We start from the raw sequence: 21,903 nt of genomic DNA on the forward strand, positions 1-21,903 counted from the left end.
GACGACCCTGCGCGGAAACCGCGCAGGTTGCGGCATCGCGGGCCCGTCCCGTCCGCTCCCCCGCGTACCGTCTGGCGTCATGGACGTCCGCCCGGACATCGCGCCGTTCGACGTCCGGGCGGCCCTCGACCTCCAGCGCGAGCTCGGGGTGAGCTTCCCGGTCGCCCAGATCCTCACCCGCCGCGGCCTCGGCGACGCCGCCGCGGCCCGCACGTGGCTCGCCGCCGACGTCGCCCCCGACGCGAGTGCCTTCGCCGGGATCGGCGTCGCGGTCGCGACGGTCCTGCGCCACGTCCGGGCCGGGACGCGGATCACGATCCACGGCGACTACGACGTCGACGGCGTCTGCTCGACGGCGATCCTCGTGCGGACCCTGCGCCGCCTCGGCGCCGACGTCGACTGGTACCTGCCCGGCCGCGCCGAGGACGGGTACGGTCTACGCCCCGCGACGGTCGAGCGGCTCGCCGCGCGCGGCACGCGGCTGCTCGTCACCGTCGACTGCGGGATCACCGCCGTCGAGGAGGTCGCCCAGGCCGTCGCCGCGGGGATGGAGGTCATCGTCACCGACCATCACAGCCCGCGGGCCGACGGCCGGCTTCCCGACGCGCCGATCGTGCACCCGGCGGTCTGCGGCTACCCGTGCCCCGAGCTCTGCGCCGGCGCGGTCTCCTACAAGCTCGCCGGCGCGCTCTTCGCCGCCGCCGGGCAGGACGCCGCCCGCGCCGACGACGAGCTCGACCTCGTCGCGCTCGCGACCGTCGCCGACCTCGTCCCGCTCGTCGGGGAGAACCGGCGCCTCGTGCGGGCCGGCCTCGCCGCGCTGAAGCGGACGACGCGCCCCGGGCTGCGGGCCCTCATGCGGGTGGCGAAGGCCGATCCCGGGTCCCTCGACGCGACCGCGATCGGCTTCCGCCTCGCCCCGCGCCTGAACGCCGCCGGCCGGATGCTCCGCGCCGACGCCGCGCTCGAGCTGCTCCTCACCGAGGACGACGCCCGCGCGACCGACGTCGCCGACGAGCTCGACCGCCTGAACGCCGAGCGCCGCCACACCGAGACGCGCATCCTCTTCTCCGCCGAGGCCCAGGTCGCCGCCGCGAGCGCGGACGGCGTGCCCGCCGCGTTCGTCCTCGCGGGCGAGGAGTGGCACCCCGGGGTCATCGGCATCGTCGCCAGCCGCATCGCCGAGCGCCATCACCGGCCGGTCGTCGTCGTCGCGCTCGACGGCGAGGAGGGGACGGGCTCCGGCCGCTCGATCCCGGGCTTCGACCTGCTCGCCGCGCTCGACGCTTCGGCCGCGCACCTGCAACGTCACGGCGGGCACCGGGCCGCGGCCGGGGCGACGCTCGCCGCGACCGACGTCGACGCGTTCCGGGCCGCCTTCGTCGCGCACGCCGAGGCGACGCTCACGCCGGAGATGCTCGTCCCGCGCGAGCGGATCGACGCCGTCGTCAGCGGGGACGAGCTCGGCCTCGAGCTCGCGGACGAGCTGCTGGCGCTCGCGCCGTTCGGCATGGGCAACCCGACGCCGAACCTCCTCGTGCCCGGCGCGCAGCTCGTCGACGCACGGCCGATGGGGGAGGGCAAGCACGTCCGCTTCACCGTGAAGGCGGGCGGCGTCCAGGCCCGCGCGGTCGCGTTCGGGATGCCGGCCCTCCCGCCGGGCAGCGAGGCCGGGGTCGAGGCGACCTTCCGCCTGGAGCGCAACGAGTGGCAGGGCAGCGTCGAGCCGCGCCTGGTCCTGCGCCGGATCCTCACGCCGCCCGCCGGCGCCGAGGAGGCCACCGGCGCCCCGCCCGCGCCCGCCGCGACGGTCGTCGGTGCCGTCGACGCCGGGTGGGACGCGCTCGTCCGCGCGGCCGCCGCGGCCGAGGTGACGACCCTCCCGCCGGTGCAGGCCGGCGCCGACCCGTGGCCCGCCGCCGCTGCCGCGGGCGGCCGCCCCGGCGCCGACCGGCGCCACCACGGCGTCGCCGGGACGCTCGGCGCGCTGCGCGCCTCCGGCGACACCGTCCTCGTCGCGGTCGCGGACGCCGCCGTCCGCGCTCCCGCGCTCGCTCCTCTCGCCGGGCACGTCGTCGCATGGGACGCCCTCGAGGCCGACCCGGCCCTCGCCCGGTCCTTCGGCCACATCGTCGTCCTCGACCCGCCGCCGCACCCGGCCCTGCTGGCGGCCGTCACCGCGGCCTGCCCCGACACGATGGCCCATCTGGCGTGGGGGGCTGAGGAGCTAGGCTTCTCCCTGCATGTCCACGCCGCCCGTCACACCCTCCGCGAGCCGCTCGCCGCGGTGTACCGCGCCCTGCGCGACGGCACCGCTGCGCCCGCGGCGCTCCGGGGGGACCGTGAGCGCCCGCGTGACCCCGTCCTCGCCGGCCGCCTGCTCCGTGTCCTCGCCGAGGCGGGCCTCGCGACGGTCGACGCCGCGACGCTCGGCGCGGTCCTCCTGCCCGTCGACGGCCGCGTGGACCTCGAGCGCTCGGCGACGTACCGCGCCTGCACCGATCGCCTCCGTCAGGGGGAGCGATGGCTGAGCAGCGCGAGGCAGAGGGCGGCCTGACGGCCGCCAGCTCCCCGGCCGACCGGGTCCCGATCGACGTCGTCATCACGAGCGGCGTCGCCGCCACCGTCGAGCCGCCGGCCGCCGACCTGCTCGCGGGCAAGGACCTCACCCCGAGCGAGCGGACGCTCCTCGGCGACCTCTTCGCGATCATCGCCGAGCACGCGCACGACGCCGCGCTCCAGGTCGACCGCGAGCGCGTCCGCGACGCCTTCCTCTTCGCCTGCGAGCACCACGCCGACCAGCGCCGCCAGTCCGGCGAGGACTTCATCACCCACCCGGTGGGCGTCGCGAAGATCTGCGCCGGGATGCGCCTGGACACCGAGACGATCGTCGCGGCGCTCCTGCACGACACCGTCGAGGACACGACCGCGTCGCTCGACGAGGTGACCGAGCGCTTCGGCGACGAGGTCGCGTCGCTCGTCGACGGCGTCACGAAGCTCACCGGCATCACCTTCCAGTCGCGCGACGAGGCACAGGCCGAGAACTACCGCAAGATGATGGTCGCGATGGCCTCGGACATCCGGGTCATCCTCATCAAGCTCGCCGACCGCCTGCACAACATGCGGACGATCGGCGCGATGCCGAAGCAGAAGCAGATCGACAAGGCGAAGGAGACGCTGGAGATCTACGCGCCGATCGCGCACCGGCTCGGCATCCACGCGATCAAGTGGGAGCTCGAGGACCTCGCGTTCGCGGCGCTGCACCCGCGCAAGTACCAGGAGATCAAGGGCCTGGTGAACCAGCAGCGCGAGGAGCGCGAGGTCTACGTCGACCACGCCGGCGATTACCTCGCACGCGAGCTCGAGGCGCTCGGCATCAAGGCGGAGATCCTCGGCCGGGCGAAGCACTTCTACTCGATCTACTCGAAGATGACCAAGAAGGGTCGCGAGTTCAACGAGATCTACGACCTCACGGCCATGCGCGTGATCGTCGAGTCCGTGAAGGACTGCTACGGCGCCGTCGGCGTCATCCACTCGCTGTGGAAGCCGCTCCCGGGACGCTTCAAGGACTTCGTGGCCATGCCGAAGTTCAACATGTACCAGTCGCTCCACACGACGGTCATCGGGCCCGAGGGCCAGCCGCTCGAGATCCAGATCCGCACGCGCGAGATGCACGACCAGGCCGAGTACGGCGTGGCCGCGCACTGGATCTACAAGCAGGACCCGAACAAGAAGGGGTCGGGCGGCAAGGCGGTCGGCGCGGCCGGGCTCGACGGGGAGGCGAAGCTCAAGTGGCTGCGGTCGATGCTCGACTGGCAGAAGGAGCTCTCCGACCCCGAGGAGTTCATGGAGAACCTCAAGGTCGACCTGTTCGACGAGGAGGTCTTCGTCTTCACCCCGAAGGGCGAGGTGAAGTCGCTCGCCGCCGGGGCCACGCCGCTGGACTTCGCCTACGAGGTCCACACCGAGATCGGCCACCGCTGCGTCGGCGCGCGCGTGAACGGCAAGATCGTGCCGCTCCACTACGAGCTGAAGAGCGGCGACATCGTCGAGGTCCTGACGGCCAACCGCGAGCGTGGCCCGTCCCGCGACTGGATCGCCGTCGTGAAGACGACGCGCGCCCGCAACAAGATCAAGGCGTGGTTCAAGGCCGAGTCACGCGACGACACCGAGCACACCGGGCGGGCGCTGCTCCAGGAGCACCTCGGCAAGGCCGGCCTGCCGCCGCAGAAGATCGCCGGCTCGCCCCTGCTCGCGGACGTCATCCGCGAGATGGGCTTCAAGAAGGCCGACGACTTCTACATCGCGCTCGGCGGCGCGAAGATCTCCCCGAAGGTCGTCGTCAACAAGGTCCTGCAGCGGCTCAAGCAGGGCGAGGCCGCCGAGGAGCAGACGACGACGATCGAGTCGCTCGTCTCCACCAAGCGCGAGCGCCGCCAGCCGACGGGGTCCTCGAACCAGTACGGAATCGTCGTCGAGGGCGTCGAGGACGTCCTGCTGCGGATGGCCAAGTGCTGCCGCCCGGTCCCCGGCGACCCGATCGTCGGCTACGTCTCGCTGGGCCGCGGCATCACGATCCACCGCGACGACTGCCCGAACGCCGCTGCGCTGCGCAAGGACCCCGAGCGCTTCGTCCGCGTCCACTGGGAGGGCGACCACGTCACGTCCTTCAAGGTCGAGCTCCAGGTCGACGGCTGGGACCGCCACCGCCTCCTGGAGGACCTCAGCCGGACGTTCTCGGAGGCCGGCATCAACATCGTCGAGGCGCGCTGCATCGTGAACTCGCCGATGGTGCAGAACCGCTTCGTCGTCGAGGTGGGGGACACCCGCGCGCTCAAGGCGACGGTCAACCGCCTGCGGAACATCGAAGGCGTCTTCGACGCCTATCGCGTGACGCCGGGCGCCGGCTGATCGGCGTCGCCGGCCGCTCGCCGGCTCCGAGGGTCAGTCGGCGTAGCCGGTGAGCTTGCGCACGAGCCGGTGAAGCTCGGCGAACTCGGTGTCGTCGAGGGCGCCGAAGACCGACGGGCGGATGGCCGCGACGACCTCGCGCGCCTCGGCCAGGCGCGCGGCACCGGCCTCGGTGAGGTGTAGCGCCCGTTTGCGCCGGTCCTCGGGATGCGGGCGGCGCTCGGCGAGGCCCGCGTGCTCGAGGGCGTCGAGCATCGCCACCATCGACGAGGGGTCGATCCCGGTCGCGGCGACGAGGTCCTGCTGCGCGAGGCCCGGGGAGGCCTCGATCATCGTCAGGAGGGCGAACTGGGGCGGACGCAGCCCGAGGTCGGCGAGCCCGTTCGCGAACGCCTCCCGCGACCGCGCGGCCACGACGTTGAGGAGGAATCCGGTGAGGTGACCCATCGGCTCCGGAGGGGTGGCGCCGCCGAAGAGCATCGTCACACGAACTTTACGCACCATCGATCGTTTGTGCTACAAACGACCTTATGGAGACCTTCACCCGCTGGATCCTCGCCCACCGGCGGCTCGTCGCCGGGTTCTGGATCCTCCTGACGGTGGCGGGCATCGCCACGGCGAGCTCGGCGACCAAGGCGATGGACCAGAAGTTCTCCGTGCCGGGGAAGGAGGGCTGGGAGACGAACAAGGCGATCGCCCACCTCTACCACGGGACCGGCGGCAACGCCGCGCCGCTCGTCCCCGTCGTGAGCCTCCCCGCCGAGACGACGGTGACCGACCCCGCCGTCCGCCGGGACCTCGCCGGCGTCGAGCGGAAGGTCACCGCCGCGCTCCCGGGCAGCCGCGTCGCCGGCTACGCCTCGACGGGCGACAGGGCGTTCGTCTCCGCCGACGGCCGCACGACGTTCGTCATCGCCTACCCGACGCCGGACCCCGATCAGCCCTTCGGCGACAACCCGAAGGCGGAGAAGAAGCTCCACGCCGCCCTCGTCGGCGCGACGGTCGCGGGCAGCCCCGTGCGCCTGAGCGGGCTGGACGCCCTGACCGCGCAGAGCAGCGCCTCCAACGGTCCCGGCGTCCTCGTCGAGGCGCTCGTCGGCGGGCTCGGCGCGCTGCTCGTCCTCGCCTTCGTCTTCGGCTCGCTCCTCGCCTTCGTGCCGATCCTCATGGCGGTCCCGGCGATCATGACCTCGTTCCTCACCGTGTACGGGCTCACGACGATCACCGGCGTCTCCCCGATCGTCCAGTTCCTCATCGCGCTCATCGGGCTCGGGGTGGCGATCGACTACTCGCTGCTCGTCGTCGTCCGCTGGCGCGAGGAGCTCGCGCACGGCCGCGGCGGCGACGAGGCGATCATCACCGCCATGTCGACCGCCGGCCGCGCCGTCGTCTTCTCGGGCACGACCGTTGCCGTCGGCCTGCTCGCGCTCATCGTCCTGCCCCTGCCGTTCCTGCGCAGCGTCGGCATCGGCGGCATGGTCATCCCGCTCCTCTCCGTGGCGGTCTCGCTCTCGCTGCTGCCGGTCATCCTCCACTCGTGGGGGCCGAAGCTCGACTGGCCGCACCGCCGCACGGACGACAAGGCCTCGACCCGCTGGACCCGCTGGGCCGAGGCCGTCGTCAAGCGCCGCTGGGCCGCGGCGGCCCTCGCGCTCGTCGTGCTCGGGCTGCTCGTCGGCGCCGCGTCGAAGCTGCAGCCGGGCGTCTCGAACCCCGACACGCTCGCGAAGGGCGGCGCCGCGAAGACCGGGCTGCTCGCCCTCGAGCGTTCCGGCATCGGCTCGGGCGCGCTGCTCCCGCACGAGATCCTCACCTCGCGGGGCAAGGCCGCGGCCGTCGCGGCGGCGGTCGCGAAGGTCGGCGGCATCCACGGCGCGGTCGCCCCGGACGCCTGGCGGGCCGGCGGCACCGCCGTCGCCATCGCCTTCCCCGTGAAGGACGGCTCGCGGAAGGCGGCCCGCGACCTCGTCGTCCCGGTCCGCGAGGCCGCCCGCAGCGCCGACCCGCAGGCCCGGCTCGGCGGCGAGGTCGCGCAGAACCGCGACTTCATCAAGGCGGTCTACGGCTCCTTCCCGCTCATGATCGCCCTCATCGCGATCATCACCTTCATCCTCCTCGCGCGGGCCTTCCGCTCGCTCCTGCTGCCCGCGAAGGCCGTCCTGCTGAACGTCATCTCGGTGGCGGCCGCCTGGGGCGTCCTGCAGCTCGTCTGGCAGTCCGGCCACGGCTCGGACGAGATCTTCGGGATCGCGGCGACCGGCTCGATCACCGCGTGGATCCCGCTGATGGTGTTCGCGTTCCTCTTCGGCCTGTCGATGGACTACGAGGTCTTCATCCTCGCCCGGATGCGGGAGGAGTACGACGCGACCGGGGACACCGACCTCGCCGTCGTGCGCGGGATCGGCCGGACCGGCCGCCTCGTGACGAGCGCCGCGCTCATCCTCTTCATGGCCTTCATCTCCATGGCCTCGGGGCCGGAGACGGACATCAAGGTCCTGGCGACCGGGCTCGCGGCCGGCATCCTCCTGGACGCGACCGTCATCCGCGCGCTGCTCGTGCCCGCGGTCGTGTCGCTCTTCGGCCGGTGGAACTGGGTGCTGCCCGCCGGCCCGGCGAAGCTCCTGCGCGTCGAGCCGTCCCTGCCGCCGCGGACGGCGCCCGAACCGGGCTGATCGACTGCGTCGATCAGCTTGGCGAGTTCGCCCCGGGGGCGAACCTCGCGGGCTTCGGGGAGCCCTACGGTCCCGTCAGCTGACGACCGTCAGCGCCTGGGGCAGGATCGAGAACCGCGCCTCGGTGACGTCCCCGATGTGGTCGCCGTCGACCTGCAGCGGGATCTCGCGGCCGTCGGTGCTGCGGACGACGAGGCCGTCGATCCCGCCGAACTGATCGACCGCGCGGTGCTTCGCGAGGCGCGCGTTCGGGGCGAGCATCCGGAAGATGACGCCCGGCATGATCGTCGGGGTCGAGCGGCGCAGGACGACACCGGAGACGTTGCCGCTGTCGAGGGCGGCGCCCTCGGCGAGGTGCAGCGGGATCGTCTTGAAGTACGAGTACGGGTCCGCGTTCTGGACGAGCGTCGTGACGCCCGCGAAGGTCGTGCCGTCCGGCAGCTCGACCTCCATGTGGGGCGGCCGCGCGATGTAGCGGGTCGTGAAGATCTCCAGGCCCGCGTACATGAAGTAGTAGGCGCCGAAGCGGCGCTTCAGGCGGGGGTGGCGGTCGACGCGCTCGGTGACCGCGGCGTCGAGGCCGAGGCCGGCGCAGAAGGTGAAGACGCGGTCGTTGACCTGGACGAGGTCGACCTTCCGCGGCCGGAAGTCGTCGGCGACGCGGAGGAGGTGCTCGGTCGCGTCGACGATGTCGTTCGGGATGCCGAGCATGCGGGCGTACACGTTCGTCGCGCCGCCGGGCAGGCAGGAGAGCGGCGTGTCCGAGCCGTGCAGGCCGTTGGCCGCCTCGTTGACCGTCCCGTCGCCGCCGAAGGCGACGACGACGTCGTAGCCCTCGAGCGCCGCCTCGCGGGCGAGGGCGGTGGCGTCGTTCTTGCCCTTCGTGTCGATCGCGTCGACCTCGTAGCGGCCCTGGAGGGCGTAGACGACGAGGTTCTTCAGGCGGTCGGAGACCGTCGTCGCGTACGGGTTGACGATCACGAGCATCCGCTTGCGATCGGTGGGAGCGTCGAGCGCGAAGGTCTCGCCAAGGCGTTCGAGCGTGTCGATCGGCGGCATCACGTCGGATTACACCCGATCCGGCGGCGTGTTACCCGCGCGCCGGGCACGTCGCCGGTAGCCTGCGCCGCGCATGGCCGTGAGCGTGATCGTCCCCGCCCGTGACGCGGCCCTGACCCTGCCCGCGACCCTCGCCGCGCTCGCGGCGCAGCGCTGCGACGAGCCCTTCGAGGTCATCGTCGTGGACAACGGCTCGACGGACGGGACGGGCCGGATCGCCGCGGCGGCGGAGGGCGTACGCGTCGTCCCCGGCCCCGGCCGCGGCCCCGGGCCCGCGCGGATGGCCGGTGTCGCCGCCGCCCGGCACGACGTCCTCGCCTTCACGGACGCCGACTGCGCGCCCGAGCCGGGGTGGCTCGCCGCGGGCGCGGCGGCCATCCGCGGCGGCGCCGTCCTCGCGCAGGGCTGGACCGGCCCGCCGGAGGGCGTCGCGCCCGGCCCGTGGGACCGCACCCTCCGGGTCGGCGCCGCGCTCGGCCTCTTCGAGACCGCGAACCTCTTCGTCGCCCGCGGCCCGTTCGAGGCGGCCGGCGGCTTCGGCGACGGGCTCGAGGCGCCCGGGCACGCCCCGTTCGGCGAGGACGTGCTGCTCGGCTGGGCGCTGCGCCGGCAGGGCCTGGCCACCGCGTTCGTCCCGGAGGCGCGCGTGCGCCACTGGGTCTTCCCGCGCGACCACCGCGGCTACCTCGCCGAGCTCGAGCGCCGCGCGCTCTTCGCGCACCTCGTGCGGGCGGTGCCGGAGCTGCGCGACACGCTCCTGTGGGGGCGGGTCTTCCTCCACCGGCGGGACGCCGCGGTGTGCGCCGCCGCGGCCGGGGTCCTCGCAGGGCTCGTGACCGGGACGCGGGCGCCGGTGCTCCTCGGCGCGCTCCCGTGGGCGGCGCAGGCCCGGGCCGACTGGACGCGCGAGGGCCGCGAGACCGCGGCGCTGCGCGCCGTCGCCGACGCGTGGGCGGTCGCCCACACGGTGCGCGGCAGCATCCAGGCGCGCACCCTCGTCCTCTGAGCCGCGCCCCCACCGGGGCGGCGTGCGGTCTCGTGGGGGATATGCCCCTACCGGACCGCACGCTGCCGCGAAACGCCGGCTAGTGGTGCGCCGGCTCCGTCATCTCGGCCATCGCGCGGCTGACCATCACCTCGCCGCCCATCACGCCCATCCGCTCGATCCCGAAGTCGGCGAGCTCGTCGGCGACCCAGTCCGCGGCCAGCGCGTTCGAGGCCTCGGCCTGCTCGCGCTGCTGGAAGACGCTCAGCGCGCAGACCTTGCCGCCGCCGAGGTCGATGCACTGGTAGGCGACGAACCCGTCCTCGCGGGTGAGCGCCTCCGCGAGGTCCCGGTCCACGCGGTGCATGACCGCGTCCACGGAGCTCGCATCGGTCCGATAGGTCCTGAGGCTGGCGTACATCTACGGTCCTCTCCTCGTGGGTGTTCCGGCGTCCCCGGTGAAGACGCTACGCCCGCCGCACGGCGGGCGCAACGGGCTTTTGCGCCGAGGACGCGGCGTGGCCCGGGACGCGCGGGCGCTACAGCCAGCCGCGGCGGCGGAAGGCGTAGATCATCCCGCCGAGCAGGACGACCATCGAGCCGATGACGACCCAGAAGCCGACGATCGACTGCTCGCCCGGCACGCGGGTGTTCATGCCGAAGATGCTCGCGACGAGGGTCAGCGGGAGGAGCACGACGCTCACCGCGGTGAGCACGCGCAGGATGTCGTTGAGCTGGTGGGAGAGGACCGACTCGTTGGTGGACTCGAGGCCCTCCGAGACCTCCTTGAAGTTCTCGAGCATGTCCCAGATCCGCTCGGACGCATCGTTGATGTCGTCGAAGTAGATGTCGAGGTCCTCGGGGATGTAGCGCTTCGTGCGCTCGAGGTCACCGAGGGCGGCGCGCTGCGGCCGCACGATCTTGCGGAAGTTGATGATCTCCTGCTTCGTGTTGGAGATGTCCTTCACGACCTCCTTGGAGCGGCCCTCGAAGATGTCCTCCTCGAGGTGCTCGAGCTTGTTGCCGATCTTCCGCAGCATCGGGAACGAGGCGTCGACGCAGTCGTCGACGATCTTGTAGAGGAGGTAGCCGGCGCCCTTGGAGAAGAGCTGCTCGCGGAAGTCCTCGCGCGAGCGGGCGCGCTCGAAGAGGTACTCGACCGGGGCGAGCGGCTCGTTCGGCAGCGTGATGACGTAGTCGGGGCCGACGAAGATGTCGAGCTCCGCGGCGTTCAGCCGGCCGACGTTCTTGTCGAAGGCGGCGAAGTGCAGCACGACGAAGAGGTACTCGGGGTACTCGTCGACCTTCGGGCGCTGGTTGCGCGAGAAGACGTCCTCGTAGTCGAGGGGGTGGAAGTCGAAGTGCTCCTCGAGCCAGCCGCGGTCGCTCTGGCGGGGCCGTTCGATGTTGATCCAGCGGAGCCCGTCGAACTCGACGATCTCGACGCTGGGGGTGTCGTCCTCGGGTGGACGGGTCGCGACGGCGCTACGGCCGCGCGTCGTCCTCCGCAAGCGGGGCTTGGGAAGGCTCGGCACGGGGACTTCGGGGCTCGTCGGTCAGGGGCATGATGTGACGGGTCGCTGGGCGTCGCGCGTCGGGCGGGATTCTACCGGCTCGGGCGCCGCGCGCCGCATCCCGGCGTGCGTGAACGCCGCGTGAACGACCCGTCAAGGCCCGCGCCGGGTGGTCGATCGAGTGTGTACACTGGCCGTACATAGCTGGACACATCCAGAGGGGTGGAGGGACTGGCCCGATGAAACCCCGGCAACCAACCGCAGGCGAAGCGTCACGAGTGACGCGGAGCAGCGGGAAAGGTGCCAATTCCTGACAGATGTGGCCGGAGTTCAACGCCTTGCCGCACCGAACCTCCGCCACGAATCATCCGCGGAGGTTTTTCATGCCGGCCACAGCCCTGAAGTGTCGAGAGTGCAAAGCGGAGTATCCGCTCGAGGCGCATTTCGTCTGCAGCAACTGCTTCGGTCCCCTCGAGGTCGCCTACGACTTCTCGGCCCTCGGTGCCGACCCCGCCCAGACCCGGCGCCGCATCCAGGCCGGGCCGCAGAACATCTGGCGCTACTCGGACTTCCTCCCGCTCCAGGGCGGCTCGCCCGGCGCGTCGACCCGCGGGGCCTCGCGCTCCGGTCTCCCGGCCGGCTGCACCCCGCTCATCCGCGCGGACCGGCTCGCCGCCGAGCTCGGCCTCAAGGAGGTCTGGGTGAAGAACGACGCCGCGAACCCGACCCACTCCTTCAAGGACCGGGTCGTCTCCGTCGCGACGCACCGCGCCCGCGAGCTCGGCTTCGACACGCTCGCCTGCGCGTCGACCGGCAACCTCGCCAACGCGGTCGCCGCCCAGGCCTCGGCCTTCGGGATGCGCTCCTACGTCTTCATCCCGTCCGACCTCGAGGAGCAGAAGATCCTCGCGACCGGCGTCTACGGGACGAACGTCGTCGCCGTGAAGGGCAACTACGACGACGTCAACCGCCTCTGCACCGAGCTCTCCGGGGAGCGCGCGGGCTGGGCGTTCGTGAACGTCAACATGCGCCCGTACTACGCCGAGGGCTCCAAGACCCTCGCGTACGAGATCTCCGAGCAGCTCGGGTTCACGACGCCGGACCGCATCGTCTCGCCGATCGCGTCGGGCTCGCTCTTCACGAAGATCGCCAAGGGCTTCGAGGAGTGGCTCGAGCTCGGGATCGCGACCGGCTCGCTGCCGAAGATGAACGGCGCCCAGGCCGCCGGCTGCTCACCCGTCGCGACCGCCTACGCGAACGGCCACGACGTCTGCCGCCCGGTGAAGCCCGACACGATCGCCAAGTCGCTCGCCATCGGCAACCCGGCCGACGGCCCGTACGCGCTCGAGCTCGCGCGGCGCTCCGGCGGCGGGATCGACATGGTCACCGACGACGAGATCCGCGAGGGCATCGGCCTGCTCGCCAGCACGACCGGCGTCTTCACCGAGACCGCCGGCGGCGTCACCACCGCGGTCCTCAAGAAGCTCGCCGAGCGCGGCGAGATCGATCCCGAGGAGCGGGTCGTCATCGTCATCACCGGCGAGGGCCTGAAGACCCTCGACGCGGTCCGCGACACCTTCACCACCCACACGATCGAGCCGTCGTTCGACGCGTTCGAGGCCGAGTTCGCGGTCGCCGGCTCCCACTGAGCCCGGCCGCTCCAACCAGAGATCCGCAGGAGAACCATGAGCGTCAAGGTCAAGATCCCCACCCAGCTGCGCGCCAACGCCGGCGGCGAGGGCGAGATCACCGTCGAGGGGTCCAACGTCAGCGAGGTCCTCGACGCGCTGTTCGCCGTCCACGGTGAGCTGAAGGAGCGCATCTGCGACGAGGACGGCGGCCTGCGCCGGTTCGTCAACGTCTACGTCGGCGGCGAGGACATCCGCTTCGAGCAGGGTCTCGAGACCCCGGTGCCCGCGGGCGGCGAGGTGCAGATCCTCCCGGCGGTTGCGGGCGGCTGAGCCCGTCCCGCGGGTAGCCTCCCGCGGGTGACCGCCGTCCTGGAGCTCCTCCGCGCCCTGCGCTTCCGCGTCTGGGCGCTCGGGGTCCGGCTGCGGCTGCGCCGCCTCGGCGGCGCGCTCGTCCTCGACGTCGCCGCGCCGCCGCGCCTGCGCGGCCTGCCGCACGTCGACATCGACGGCTTCCCGGGGACGCTGACGCTCCGGATCGGCCGCGACGTGCAGATCGGGCGCGACCTCGTCCTCGACCTCGCGGCGGGCGTCGACGGCGAGATCGTCCTCGGCGACGGGGTGACGCTGCAGGACGGCGTCCGGCTGCAGCCGTGGGGCGGACGCATCGAGGTGCAGGCCGGCGCGCAGGTCCGCGACCGCTGCGAGCTGAAGTCGACGGGGGACCTGCGGCTCGGCGCGCGCTGCGTCCTCTCGCGGACCGCGACGCTCCACTGTCACGAGCGCATCCACATCGGCGCGCGCTGCGCGATCGCCGAGCGCACGACGATCATCGACTCCGACCACGGCTTCGACGGGTCGGACACCTTCGTCCTCGAGCAGCCGGTCCGCAGCGCACCGATCACGGTCGGCGAGAACGTCTTCGTCGGGACGAACGTCGTCATCCTGCGCGGCACGACCGTCGGCGACCGCGCGGTCGTCGCGGCGGGGGCGGTCCTCAACGGCGGCGACTTCCCGGCCGCCCACATCGTCGCCGGCGTCCCGGCGCGTACGTTGCGCCCGCTCGGGTAGGAGCACGGGGTGCCGCGGCGCCGCGACCTGCAGGAGTACGACGCCAAGCGCGACTTCGGCCGGACCCCCGAGCCCTCCGGCGGCGAGGCCGCGGACGGCGGTGCGGCCGCGCTGCGGTTCGTCGTGCAGGAGCACAGCGCGACCCGGCTGCACTGGGACCTGCGGCTCGAGCGCGACGGGGTGCTCGTGTCCTTCGCGCTCCCGGGCGGCCTGCCCGTCGAGCCGGGCGAGAACCACCTCGCGGTCCGCACCGAGGACCACCCGCTGAGGTACCTCGACTTCCACGGCGAGATCCCGAAGGGCAACTACGGCGCCGGGACGATGACGATCTTCGACACCGGGACCTACGACGTCCTGAAGTGGGAGGAGGGCAGGAAGATCGAGGTCCACCTCCACGGCACGCGGGAGGACGCCCGCTTCGCCCTCTTCCCGATCGCGAAGAAGCCCTCAGGTCCCGAGTGGATGATCCACCGGATGGACCCGCCGGCCGACCCGGGCGCCGAGGCGATGCCCGCGACGATCGCGCCGATGCTCGCGCAGCTCGCGAAGGCCCTCCCGCCCAAGCGCGAGCAGGACCGCTGGGCCTTCGAGGTGAAGTGGGACGGCGTGCGCGCCGTCTGCCATTCGGTCCCCGGACGCCTGGGCCTGCGCTCCCGGGCGGGCAACGACATCACCGCGCAGTATTCGGAGCTCGCGCGGCTGAACCGGGCCCTCGGCCACCACCGGGTCATCCTCGACGGCGAGATCGTCGTGCTCGGGCCCGACGGGCGTCCGTCCTTCGGCGCGCTGCAGCAGCGGATGCACGTGACGAAGGACGCCGCCCGCCGCCGGCACGCGAAGGAGTCACCGGTCACCTACATGATCTTCGACCTGCTCTGGCAGGACGGGCACCCGCTGACGGGCCGGCCGTACCTCGAGCGGCGCGAGGCGCTTGCCGCCCTCGGCCTCGCCGACGAGCGCTGGAAGGTCCCCGAGCACGTCGTCGGCCACGGCGACGCGCTGCTCGCCGCCGCGAAGGAGCAGCGCCTGGAGGGCATCATCGCCAAGCGGCTGGACTCGACCTACGAGGCGGGCCGCCGCACCGGGTCCTGGCGCAAGCACAAGCTGCTGCAGCGCGAGACCTTCGTCATCGGCGGCTGGGTACCGGGGGAGGGGCGGCGGCGCGAGCGGATCGGGGCCCTGCTCATCGGCGTCCGTGACGCAGGCGGCGGGCTGCGGTCGGCCGGACGCGTGGGCACGGGCTTCGGCGAGGTCGAACTCGAACGGCTCGCCGGGCTGCTCGGGCCGCTCGAGCAGGAGGACTCGCCGTTCGTCGACGCCGAGCGCGGCCGGTCCGCCTCGGCGAAGATCCCGCGGACGGCCGTCTTCGTCCGTCCGGAGCTGAGCTGCGAGGTCGAGTTCCTCGAGCGGACGGCGACGGGGCAGGTGCGCGCCCCGTCCTACAAGGGCCTCGCGGAGGCCGCCGCGGGCGGCGCGGTCGACGGCCCGGCGCCCGCCGATGTGCGGCTCTCGAACCCGGCGAAGGTCCTCTATCCCGCGACGGGCTTCACGAAGCGCGATCTCGTCGACTACTACGTGCAGATCGCCGACGTCCTGCTGCCGCACCTGCGCGACCGGCGGCTGACGCTCAAGCGCTACCCGGACGGGGTGGAGGGGGACTTCTTCTACGAGAAGAACGCCCCGTCGCACCGGCCGCAGTGGGTCACGACCGCGGGCGGCTATGTCGTCGCCGACTCGCCGGCGGCGCTCGCGTGGCTCGGCAACCTCGCCGACCTCGAGCTCCACACGCCGATGGCGCGCGCGGACGACATGGCGCGCCCGGCGATCCTTGCCTTCGACCTCGATCCGGGCCCGGGGGCCGGGCTCGCCGAGTGCTGCACGGTGGCGCTGTGGCTGCGGGCGATGCTCGACGGCCTCGGCCTGCGCAGCTGGCCGAAGACCTCCGGCTCCAAGGGCATGCAGCTCTACGTGCCGCTGAACCACCCGGGCGCGACGTACGCGGGGACGAAGGGGCTCGCGCGTACGATCGCCCAGCTGCTCGCCAAGGAGGCGCCCGAGCTCGTCGTCGACACCCAGAAGAAGAGCGCGCGCGAGGGCCGCGTGCTCATCGACTGGTCCCAGAACGACGAGCACAAGACGACCGTCTGCGTCTACTCGCCGCGGGCGACGCCGCGGCCGCAGGTCTCCACGCCGCTGCACTGGGCGGAGGTCGAGGCCGGGGACGCGGACGCGCTCGTCTTCAGCCCGGCCGAGGTGCTCGAGCGCGTGGAGCGCGAGGGCGACCTCTTCGCCGAGGTCGCGACGCTCGTGCAGGCGTTGCCGGCGTCGTAGTCGCGAGGTGCGCTCGGGACCTGGACCGGCACGCCGACGTCTACGCGTGCCGTAGGCCTCGCGGGTTCACGGCCCGGCGCAGAGCACCTGGAGGATGCCGAGCGCCCGCTCGGGCTCGGTGCGCATGAGGGCGAACGCGGTGCTCGCGTGGGCGACGTCCTCGACCGAGACCTGCTCACGCTCGACGCAGAAGCGGGCGATCCAGCGGACCGCGGCGCGCTCGTAGCGCTCCGGCTCGCGGTCGCGGAGCAGGACGCACACCTCGAGCGCGTCGTCGAGGCGGACCTGCGGCAGCTCGGCCGCCGCCGCGCGGATGATCGTGAGGTTCTGGGTCGCCAGGGCGCGGCGGAAACGCTGGTAGGAGGAGCCGGAGGGCGTCACGAACGTATGTTCGCATACGCGGCGGCGGCTGACGACGGGCGTCGCGGCGTTTCCCGCACCGTGCGGCACCCTCGTCCGCGCACCGAGCGGCCACCCGTCCCCGCACCGCGCGGCCACCTCGACCCGCACGCCGTCAATGCAAGCGCGCGCCCAGCGCTCCGTAACCCTGCCCGCCGCGCGTCAGGGGGTTTCGCGCGGGGTAGCGCCCGGAGCATGAAACGCACGATCCGCCCTGCGGCCGTCCTCCTGGCCCTCACCGCGGCCGCCCTGCTGCCGGCGAGCGCCCAGGCGGCGATCCACCAGGTCGCGCCGGGAGAGAGCCTCGCGTCCATCGCCGCCGCCGACGGCCTGAGCGCCGGCGCCCTGGCCGCCGCGAACGGCCTCGGCCCCGAGACCCAGCTCGTCGCTGACCAGGTCCTCACGATCCCGGCCGCCGGCGCAGCGCCCGCGCCCGCCGCCCCGGCCACCGGCGGGACCGGCCGGGGCCCCGCGCCCGCACCGTCACCCGCCGCAGCGCCCCCCGCGCTCGGCGGCTACACCGTCCGCCCGGGCGACACGCTCTCCGGGCTCGCCGCCGGCGCCCGCGTGCCCGTCGCGCAGATGGCCCAGATGAACGGCCTGGACCCGAACGGCGTCCTCGTCGCGGGCACCGTCATCAAGCTCCCGACCGGCGCGCCCGCGCCTGCGCGCAGCGCCGAGCCCGCCCCGGCGCCGCAGGTCCCGGCCGCCGCGCCCGCGCCGACGTCGCAGCGCGTCTCGGCCGGGGACATCGCCGCCGTCGCCTCCCGCAACGGCGTCGACGCCCCGCTCGCGTCGGCGATCGCCTGGCAGGAGAGCGGCTTCAACAACTCGATGGTGTCCTCGGCGAACGCCCGCGGCGTCATGCAGGTCATGCCGGGGACGTGGAACTGGGTCCAGGCGAACCTCGCCAAGCGTCGCCTCGACCCCGGCTCGGCGATCGACAACGTCGGCGCCGGTGTCCTCTATCTCGGCTCGCTCCTGCGCGAGACCGGCGGGGACCAGGCAACCGCGGCCGCCGCGTACTACCAGGGCCTCGGCTCGGTGCGGCAGATCGGCATGCTGCCCGAGACCCGCCGCTACGTCGACAACGTCCTCGCCCTCCGCGGCCGCTTCGGGGGCTGAACCGGCCGACGCACCCGCCTGAGCGATACTGGGCGGGTGCGCGACGTCCCCATCCGTGACGAGGTCATCCGCCTCGGGCAGCTCCTGAAGTACGCCGGCCTCGTCGGCTCCGGCGCCGAGGCGAAGCTCGTCCTCGCGGACGGCCTCGTGCAGGTCAACGGCGAGGCCGAGGAACGGCGCGGCCGTCAGCTCCGGGCGGGCGACGTCGTCCGCCTCGTGGGCGACGACGGCGGCGAGGTCCGCATCGTCGCCTGCCCGACCTGAACGAGCCCGATCAGCACCGGCGTGCGGCCCAATGGGGCATATACCCCCACCAGACCACACGCCGCACCGGACGGGGCCGCTACGCGCCGCCCGGAGACGCCACGGCCGGCGCGTGCCCGGCGTCCGCCGCGCGCGCCTGCTCGGTGATGAGCTGCACGAGCCGCGGCCACAGTCCGCGCGGCAGGTCGTGGCCCATGCCCTCGATGAGCTCGAGCCGCGCGCCCGGGATCGCCTTCGCGGTGGCGCGGCCACCGGAGACCGCGACCATGCGGTCCGCCGTCCCGTGGATCACGAGCGTCGGCGCGGTGATGCGGGCGAGCGACGCGGTGCGGTCGCCCGAGGCCATGATCGCGGCGATCTGACGTCCGGCGCCGCGGCGGTCGGGGTCGCGGTCGAAGCTCAGCGCGGCGATCTCCCGCGACGCGGCGACGTCCCGCTCGAAGCCGGGGGAGTGGATGACGTCCTGCAGGGCGACGTTCCGCTCGACGGTCGCGTCCCGCGTCATCGCCGGCGGCCGCGCGAGGAACGCCATGACGCGGAGGTGCGGCTGCCCGACCCGCCCGGCGCCCGTCGTGGACATGATCGACACGAGGCTGCGGACCTTCTCGGGACGGCGGGCCGCGAGCGCCTGGGCGATCATGCCGCCCATCGAGATGCCGACGACGTGGGCCGCGCGGAGGTCGAGCGCGTCGAGCAGCCCGGCCGCGTCGCCCGCCATGTCCTCGAGCGTGTACGCCGGGTTCCGCGGGCGGCGGAGCACCATCTCCAGGAGCGTCGGCGGCGCGTGGTCGGAGAAGTGGGTGGACCGCCCGACGTCGCGGTTGTCGTAGCGGATGACGTGGAAGCCCTCGGCGGCGAGCAGCTCGCAGAACTCGGCGCGCCACCCGAGCATCTGCGTGCCGAGCCCCATGACGAGGAGGATCGCCGGGTCCGCCGGGTCTCCGAACGTCTCGTGGCAGAGCTCGACGTCACCGGCCGCGATCAGCGCTTCACCCATCGCCCGAGGATAGGCACCGGCCGTCCTCACCGCCACGACCGAGGGGGAACGCGCCGCCGCTCACGACGCGTCGCCGTCGAGCCACGGCGGGTCGTAGCCGCTCTCGAGCACCCGGCCCGGCCGCCGCCACTCCGGCTCACGGTCGAACTTCTTCTCGACGTTCAGCCGCCGGAAGTAGCGGAACACCGGCCCGTAGGTGAAGCGCTGCACGTTCGCCGCGGCGTTGCCCCACGGGTCGGCCTTGTGGAACGGCGTGTAGCGGTCGGGGAAGCCCGGCATCGTGCAGGCGATGCAGATGCCGCCGACGTTCGGGCAGCCGCCGACGCCGCCCGTCCAGCCGCGGTAGGGGACGTTGCACTTCACGACGGGCCCCTTACAGCCGAGCTTCACGAGGCAGCGCGGGTCGGACCCGTGCTCGGAGGCGAACTTCCCCTGCTCCGTGAAGCCCGCCCGGTTGCAGCTCTCGCGGACGGTCAGGCCGAACATGCTCACCGGGCGCAGTTGGTCGTCGAGCTGCGGCGCCGGCCCGGTCCCCGCGATGTGGCAGGCCAGCTCCATGAGGATCTGCGTCATGTTGTCCGGCTGGGCGGGGCAGCCGGGCAGGCAGACGACCGGCAGGCCCGCGCGCGTGCGCCAGTCCCGGCCGAGGTGGTCCGGCAGTCCCATGGCGCCCGTCGGGTTGTTCCGCATCGCCGGGATGCCGCCGTAGGCCGCGCACGTCCCGATCGCGAGGACGGCGGACGCCTTCGGGACGAGCCGGTCGACCCACTCGTTCGCCGTGATGGGCTGCCCGTCGAAGCGGTTGACGCCGAACCCCGTCCAGTAGCCGTCGCCGTTGATGTCCTCGTTCCCGATCGCGCCCTCGACGACGAGGATGAAGTGCTCGAGGCGTCCTTCCTCGGCGTCGTAGAAGGCCTGCATGAACGCCTCGCCCGTCTCGACCGCGAGCAGGGGGAGGTGCAGCACGATCCGCGGGACCCGCGGCAGCGTCCCGAGCACGAGGTCCTCCAGGCTCGGGCTCGTGGCGGACGTGATCGCGACCGACTCGCCGTCGCAGCCGAGCGCGCCGGACATCCACAGGACGTGGATCTCCGGATCGCGGGCCGGGCTGCCGCCGTCGGCGTCGTGGTCGTCGTCAGGGTCGCTCATGGACGATGCCCTCGGCCGTGGGGTAGGGGGCGGGGGCGCCGGCGCTCACCGGCTCGGGGCGGCCGATGTGGTACCCCTGCGCGGCGTCGACCCCGTAGCGGGTGACCATCTCGAGCGTCTCACGGTCCTCGACGAACTCCGCCGTCGTGCGCAGCCCGAGCTCGCGCCCGATCCGGGCGACGTGCTGGACGATGACCTGATCGGTGCGGCTGCGCGGCAGGTCCCGGACGTAGTCGCCGTCGATCTTCAGCCAGTCGATCGGCAGGTGCTTGAGGTGCGAGAAGGACGCGAAGCCCGCGCCGAAGTCGTCGAGCGCGAACGCGCATCCGAGCGCCCGGAGCGGGTGCGCGAACGCCCGGGCGGCGGCGAGGTCGGTGATCGCGACGGTCTCGGTGATCTCGAAGGTGAGCAGCCGCGGGTCGATCCCGGCCGCCTCGATGCGGCGCACGATGTCGCCCGGCAGGTCGGGCTGGGCGAGCGAGCGCGCGGAGAGGTTCACCGCGTACGCGAGGGGCCCGCCGGCCCGGGCGGTCGCCGACGAGGCACGGATGAGGTCGATCGCGCAGTCGACCATGAAGCGGTCGATCTCGACGACCATGCCGGTGCGCTCGGCGGTGGCGAGGAAGGCGATCGGCGCGATCGGCTTGCCGGCGTCGTCGAGGACGCGGACGAGCAGCTCGCACTGGGTGACGAGGCCGAGGCGCGTGTCGAGCAGCGGCTGCTGGTAGGGCACGAGCTGGCCCAGGTCGAGCGTCTGGCGCAGCCGCTGCGTCCACGCGGCGCGCACGTGCCGGGCGGACGCCTCCTCCTTGGCGGGCTCGTAGACGACGACGCGGTCGCGCCCCTGGTCCTTCGCGGCGTACAGCGCCGTGTCCGCGGCGAGCATCACCTCCTCGGGCTGGGCACCACCGGCGAAGGAGCTGACGCCCGCGCTGCAGGTGATGCGCACGCGCCGGCTGCCGATCACGAGCACGCTCTCGGCGATCGTGCGCAGCAGGTAGCGGGCGACGGCGCCGGTCTCCTCGCGCGTCGTCTGCGGCAGGATGACGGCGAACTCGTCGCCGCCGAAGCGCGCGAGGAGGTCGGTGTCGCGCAGCTCCCCGCGCAGCAGCACCGTGACCCGGCGGAGGAGGTCGTCGCCGGCGGCGTGCCCGAGCGTGTCGTTGATGTCCTTCAGCCCGTCGATGTCGAGCACGATCAGCCCGCCCTCGATCTGGGTCACCGACGCGGCGGCGACCTCCTGCGCGAACAGCGTCTCGAAGCTGCGGCGGTTGAGCGTGCCCGTGAGCGTGTCGTGCTCGGCCATGAGGCGGAGCTGCGCCTCCGCGAGCTTGCGGTCGGTGACGTCGCGGATGGCGCTCATGACGAGCTGCCCCTGGTCGGTCTCGAGCGGGCTGAGGCTGATCTCGACGGGGAACTCGGTGCCGTCCTTGCGCCGTCCCCGGAGCTCGAGGTCGTGGCCCATCGCCCGGGTCGTGGCGTCCTTCAGGTAGACCTTCTGGTGCTGGCGGTGGCGCGCCCGGGCGGACTCCGGGATGAGCTCGCCGACCGACTGCCCGATGAGCTCCTCGCGGCGATAGCCGAAGAGCCTCTCGGCCTGCGCGTTCACGAGCGTGATGTGGCCCCGCCGGTCGACGATGACCATCGCGTCCGGCGCGCTCTCGAGCAGCGCGCGGAACTTCTTCTCCGATCCCGAGACCAGACGGTCCCGGCGCATGAGGCGTGCCGCGACCCGGTAGTACCACCGATTCACGGTGTAAAAGCACCATCGGAGGATCTCGCCGAGCGTTCCCATCCG

General features: G+C 73.1%; 18 protein-coding genes and 1 riboswitch. Of the genes, 10 read left to right on the plus strand and 8 right to left on the minus strand.

Annotated features, from left to right (window positions below; all coding sequences use genetic code 11):
* The first annotated feature begins 79 nt into the window (after window positions 1–79).
* Entirely contained in the window at window positions 80–2,557 is a 2,478-nt protein-coding gene (gene recJ, locus NBH00_RS15260) for a single-stranded-DNA-specific exonuclease RecJ (RefSeq protein WP_254569450.1), read from the plus strand.
* Window positions 2,524–4,911 (plus strand): RelA/SpoT family protein, encoded by a 2,388-nt coding sequence (locus NBH00_RS15265; protein ID WP_254569451.1) that lies wholly within the window; start codon window positions 2,524–2,526, stop codon window positions 4,909–4,911. The genes recJ and NBH00_RS15265 overlap by 34 nt, the downstream gene beginning before the upstream one ends.
* A gap of 33 nt (window positions 4,912–4,944) precedes the next feature.
* Here the strand turns inward: NBH00_RS15265 and NBH00_RS15270 are convergent, their stop codons facing one another.
* On the minus strand, window positions 4,945–5,415 hold the full coding sequence (locus NBH00_RS15270; RefSeq protein ID WP_254569452.1) for a MarR family winged helix-turn-helix transcriptional regulator: 471 nt from the start codon (window positions 5,413–5,415) through the stop codon (window positions 4,945–4,947).
* 26 nt (window positions 5,416–5,441) lie between these two features.
* On the opposite strand from NBH00_RS15270, the gene NBH00_RS15275 reads away from it, so the two are divergent.
* On the plus strand, window positions 5,442–7,583 hold the full coding sequence (locus NBH00_RS15275; RefSeq protein WP_254569453.1) for an MMPL family transporter: 2,142 nt from the start codon (window positions 5,442–5,444) through the stop codon (window positions 7,581–7,583).
* A 75-nt stretch (window positions 7,584–7,658) separates the two neighbouring features.
* Here the strand turns inward: NBH00_RS15275 and NBH00_RS15280 are convergent, their stop codons facing one another.
* Window positions 7,659–8,642, minus strand: coding sequence for a diacylglycerol/lipid kinase family protein (locus tag NBH00_RS15280; protein ID WP_254569454.1), 984 nt, complete (start codon window positions 8,640–8,642; stop codon window positions 7,659–7,661).
* Between the two features lie 73 nt (window positions 8,643–8,715).
* Between NBH00_RS15280 and NBH00_RS15285 the strand changes: the two genes are divergently transcribed.
* Complete coding sequence (locus tag NBH00_RS15285; RefSeq protein WP_254569455.1) at window positions 8,716–9,648, plus strand: glycosyltransferase family 2 protein; 933 nt, start codon at window positions 8,716–8,718, stop codon at window positions 9,646–9,648.
* A gap of 79 nt (window positions 9,649–9,727) precedes the next feature.
* On the opposite strand, the gene NBH00_RS15290 is transcribed toward NBH00_RS15285, so the two are convergent.
* Window positions 9,728–10,048, minus strand: a complete 321-nt coding sequence (locus NBH00_RS15290; RefSeq protein ID WP_254569456.1) for a hypothetical protein — start codon at window positions 10,046–10,048, stop codon at window positions 9,728–9,730.
* Between the two features lie 118 nt (window positions 10,049–10,166).
* Window positions 10,167–11,162: a magnesium/cobalt transporter CorA gene (gene corA, locus NBH00_RS15295; protein ID WP_254569457.1), complete on the minus strand. Its 996-nt coding sequence runs from the start codon at window positions 11,160–11,162 to the stop codon at window positions 10,167–10,169.
* A 186-nt stretch (window positions 11,163–11,348) separates the two neighbouring features.
* A riboswitch (SAM riboswitch) is annotated at window positions 11,349–11,465 on the plus strand.
* A gap of 59 nt (window positions 11,466–11,524) precedes the next feature.
* Between corA and thrC the strand changes: the two genes are divergently transcribed.
* Genes thrC through ligD form a run of 4 tightly spaced genes read left to right on the plus strand, consistent with a single transcriptional unit; the run spans window position 11,525 to window position 16,171 of the window.
* Window positions 11,525–12,790 (plus strand): threonine synthase, encoded by a 1,266-nt coding sequence (gene thrC / locus NBH00_RS15300; RefSeq protein WP_254569458.1) that lies wholly within the window; start codon window positions 11,525–11,527, stop codon window positions 12,788–12,790.
* 36 nt (window positions 12,791–12,826) lie between these two features.
* Complete coding sequence (locus tag NBH00_RS15305; protein WP_254569459.1) at window positions 12,827–13,102, plus strand: ubiquitin-like small modifier protein 1; 276 nt, start codon at window positions 12,827–12,829, stop codon at window positions 13,100–13,102.
* 27 nt (window positions 13,103–13,129) lie between these two features.
* Complete coding sequence (locus tag NBH00_RS15310) at window positions 13,130–13,840, plus strand: acyltransferase (protein WP_254569460.1); 711 nt, start codon at window positions 13,130–13,132, stop codon at window positions 13,838–13,840.
* 9 nt (window positions 13,841–13,849) lie between these two features.
* Complete coding sequence (ligD, locus tag NBH00_RS15315) at window positions 13,850–16,171, plus strand: DNA ligase D (protein WP_254569461.1); 2,322 nt, start codon at window positions 13,850–13,852, stop codon at window positions 16,169–16,171.
* 66 nt (window positions 16,172–16,237) lie between these two features.
* On the opposite strand, the gene NBH00_RS15320 is transcribed toward ligD, so the two are convergent.
* Window positions 16,238–16,552 carry a hypothetical protein gene (locus NBH00_RS15320; protein WP_254569462.1) on the minus strand — a complete coding sequence of 105 codons (315 nt, stop codon included), beginning with the start codon at window positions 16,550–16,552 and terminating at the stop codon, window positions 16,238–16,240.
* 213 nt (window positions 16,553–16,765) lie between these two features.
* On the opposite strand from NBH00_RS15320, the gene NBH00_RS15325 reads away from it, so the two are divergent.
* Window positions 16,766–17,695, plus strand: a complete 930-nt coding sequence (locus tag NBH00_RS15325; RefSeq protein WP_254569463.1) for a LysM peptidoglycan-binding domain-containing protein — start codon at window positions 16,766–16,768, stop codon at window positions 17,693–17,695.
* A 36-nt stretch (window positions 17,696–17,731) separates the two neighbouring features.
* The gene (locus NBH00_RS15330; RefSeq protein WP_254569464.1) at window positions 17,732–17,959 is read left to right on the plus strand and encodes an RNA-binding S4 domain-containing protein; all 228 of its coding nucleotides are present in this window, start codon (window positions 17,732–17,734) and stop codon (window positions 17,957–17,959) included.
* A 79-nt stretch (window positions 17,960–18,038) separates the two neighbouring features.
* Here NBH00_RS15330 and NBH00_RS15335 read toward each other — a convergent pair whose 3' ends face one another.
* Genes NBH00_RS15335 through NBH00_RS15345 form a run of 3 tightly spaced genes read right to left on the minus strand, consistent with a single transcriptional unit; the run spans window position 18,039 to window position 21,900 of the window.
* Complete coding sequence (locus tag NBH00_RS15335) at window positions 18,039–18,956, minus strand: alpha/beta fold hydrolase (RefSeq protein ID WP_254569465.1); 918 nt, start codon at window positions 18,954–18,956, stop codon at window positions 18,039–18,041.
* A 60-nt stretch (window positions 18,957–19,016) separates the two neighbouring features.
* Window positions 19,017–20,105, minus strand: a complete 1,089-nt coding sequence (locus NBH00_RS15340; protein WP_254569466.1) for an NADH-quinone oxidoreductase subunit B family protein — start codon at window positions 20,103–20,105, stop codon at window positions 19,017–19,019.
* Entirely contained in the window at window positions 20,092–21,900 is a 1,809-nt protein-coding gene (locus tag NBH00_RS15345; protein ID WP_254569467.1) for a putative bifunctional diguanylate cyclase/phosphodiesterase, read from the minus strand. Before NBH00_RS15345 ends, NBH00_RS15340 begins: the two co-directional genes overlap by 14 nt.
* Window positions 21,901–21,903 lie beyond the last annotated feature (3 nt).

Origin of the sequence: Paraconexibacter antarcticus (genome assembly GCF_024220175.1) — a bacterium.
Taxonomy (GTDB): Bacteria; Actinomycetota; Thermoleophilia; order Solirubrobacterales; family Solirubrobacteraceae; genus Paraconexibacter; species Paraconexibacter antarcticus.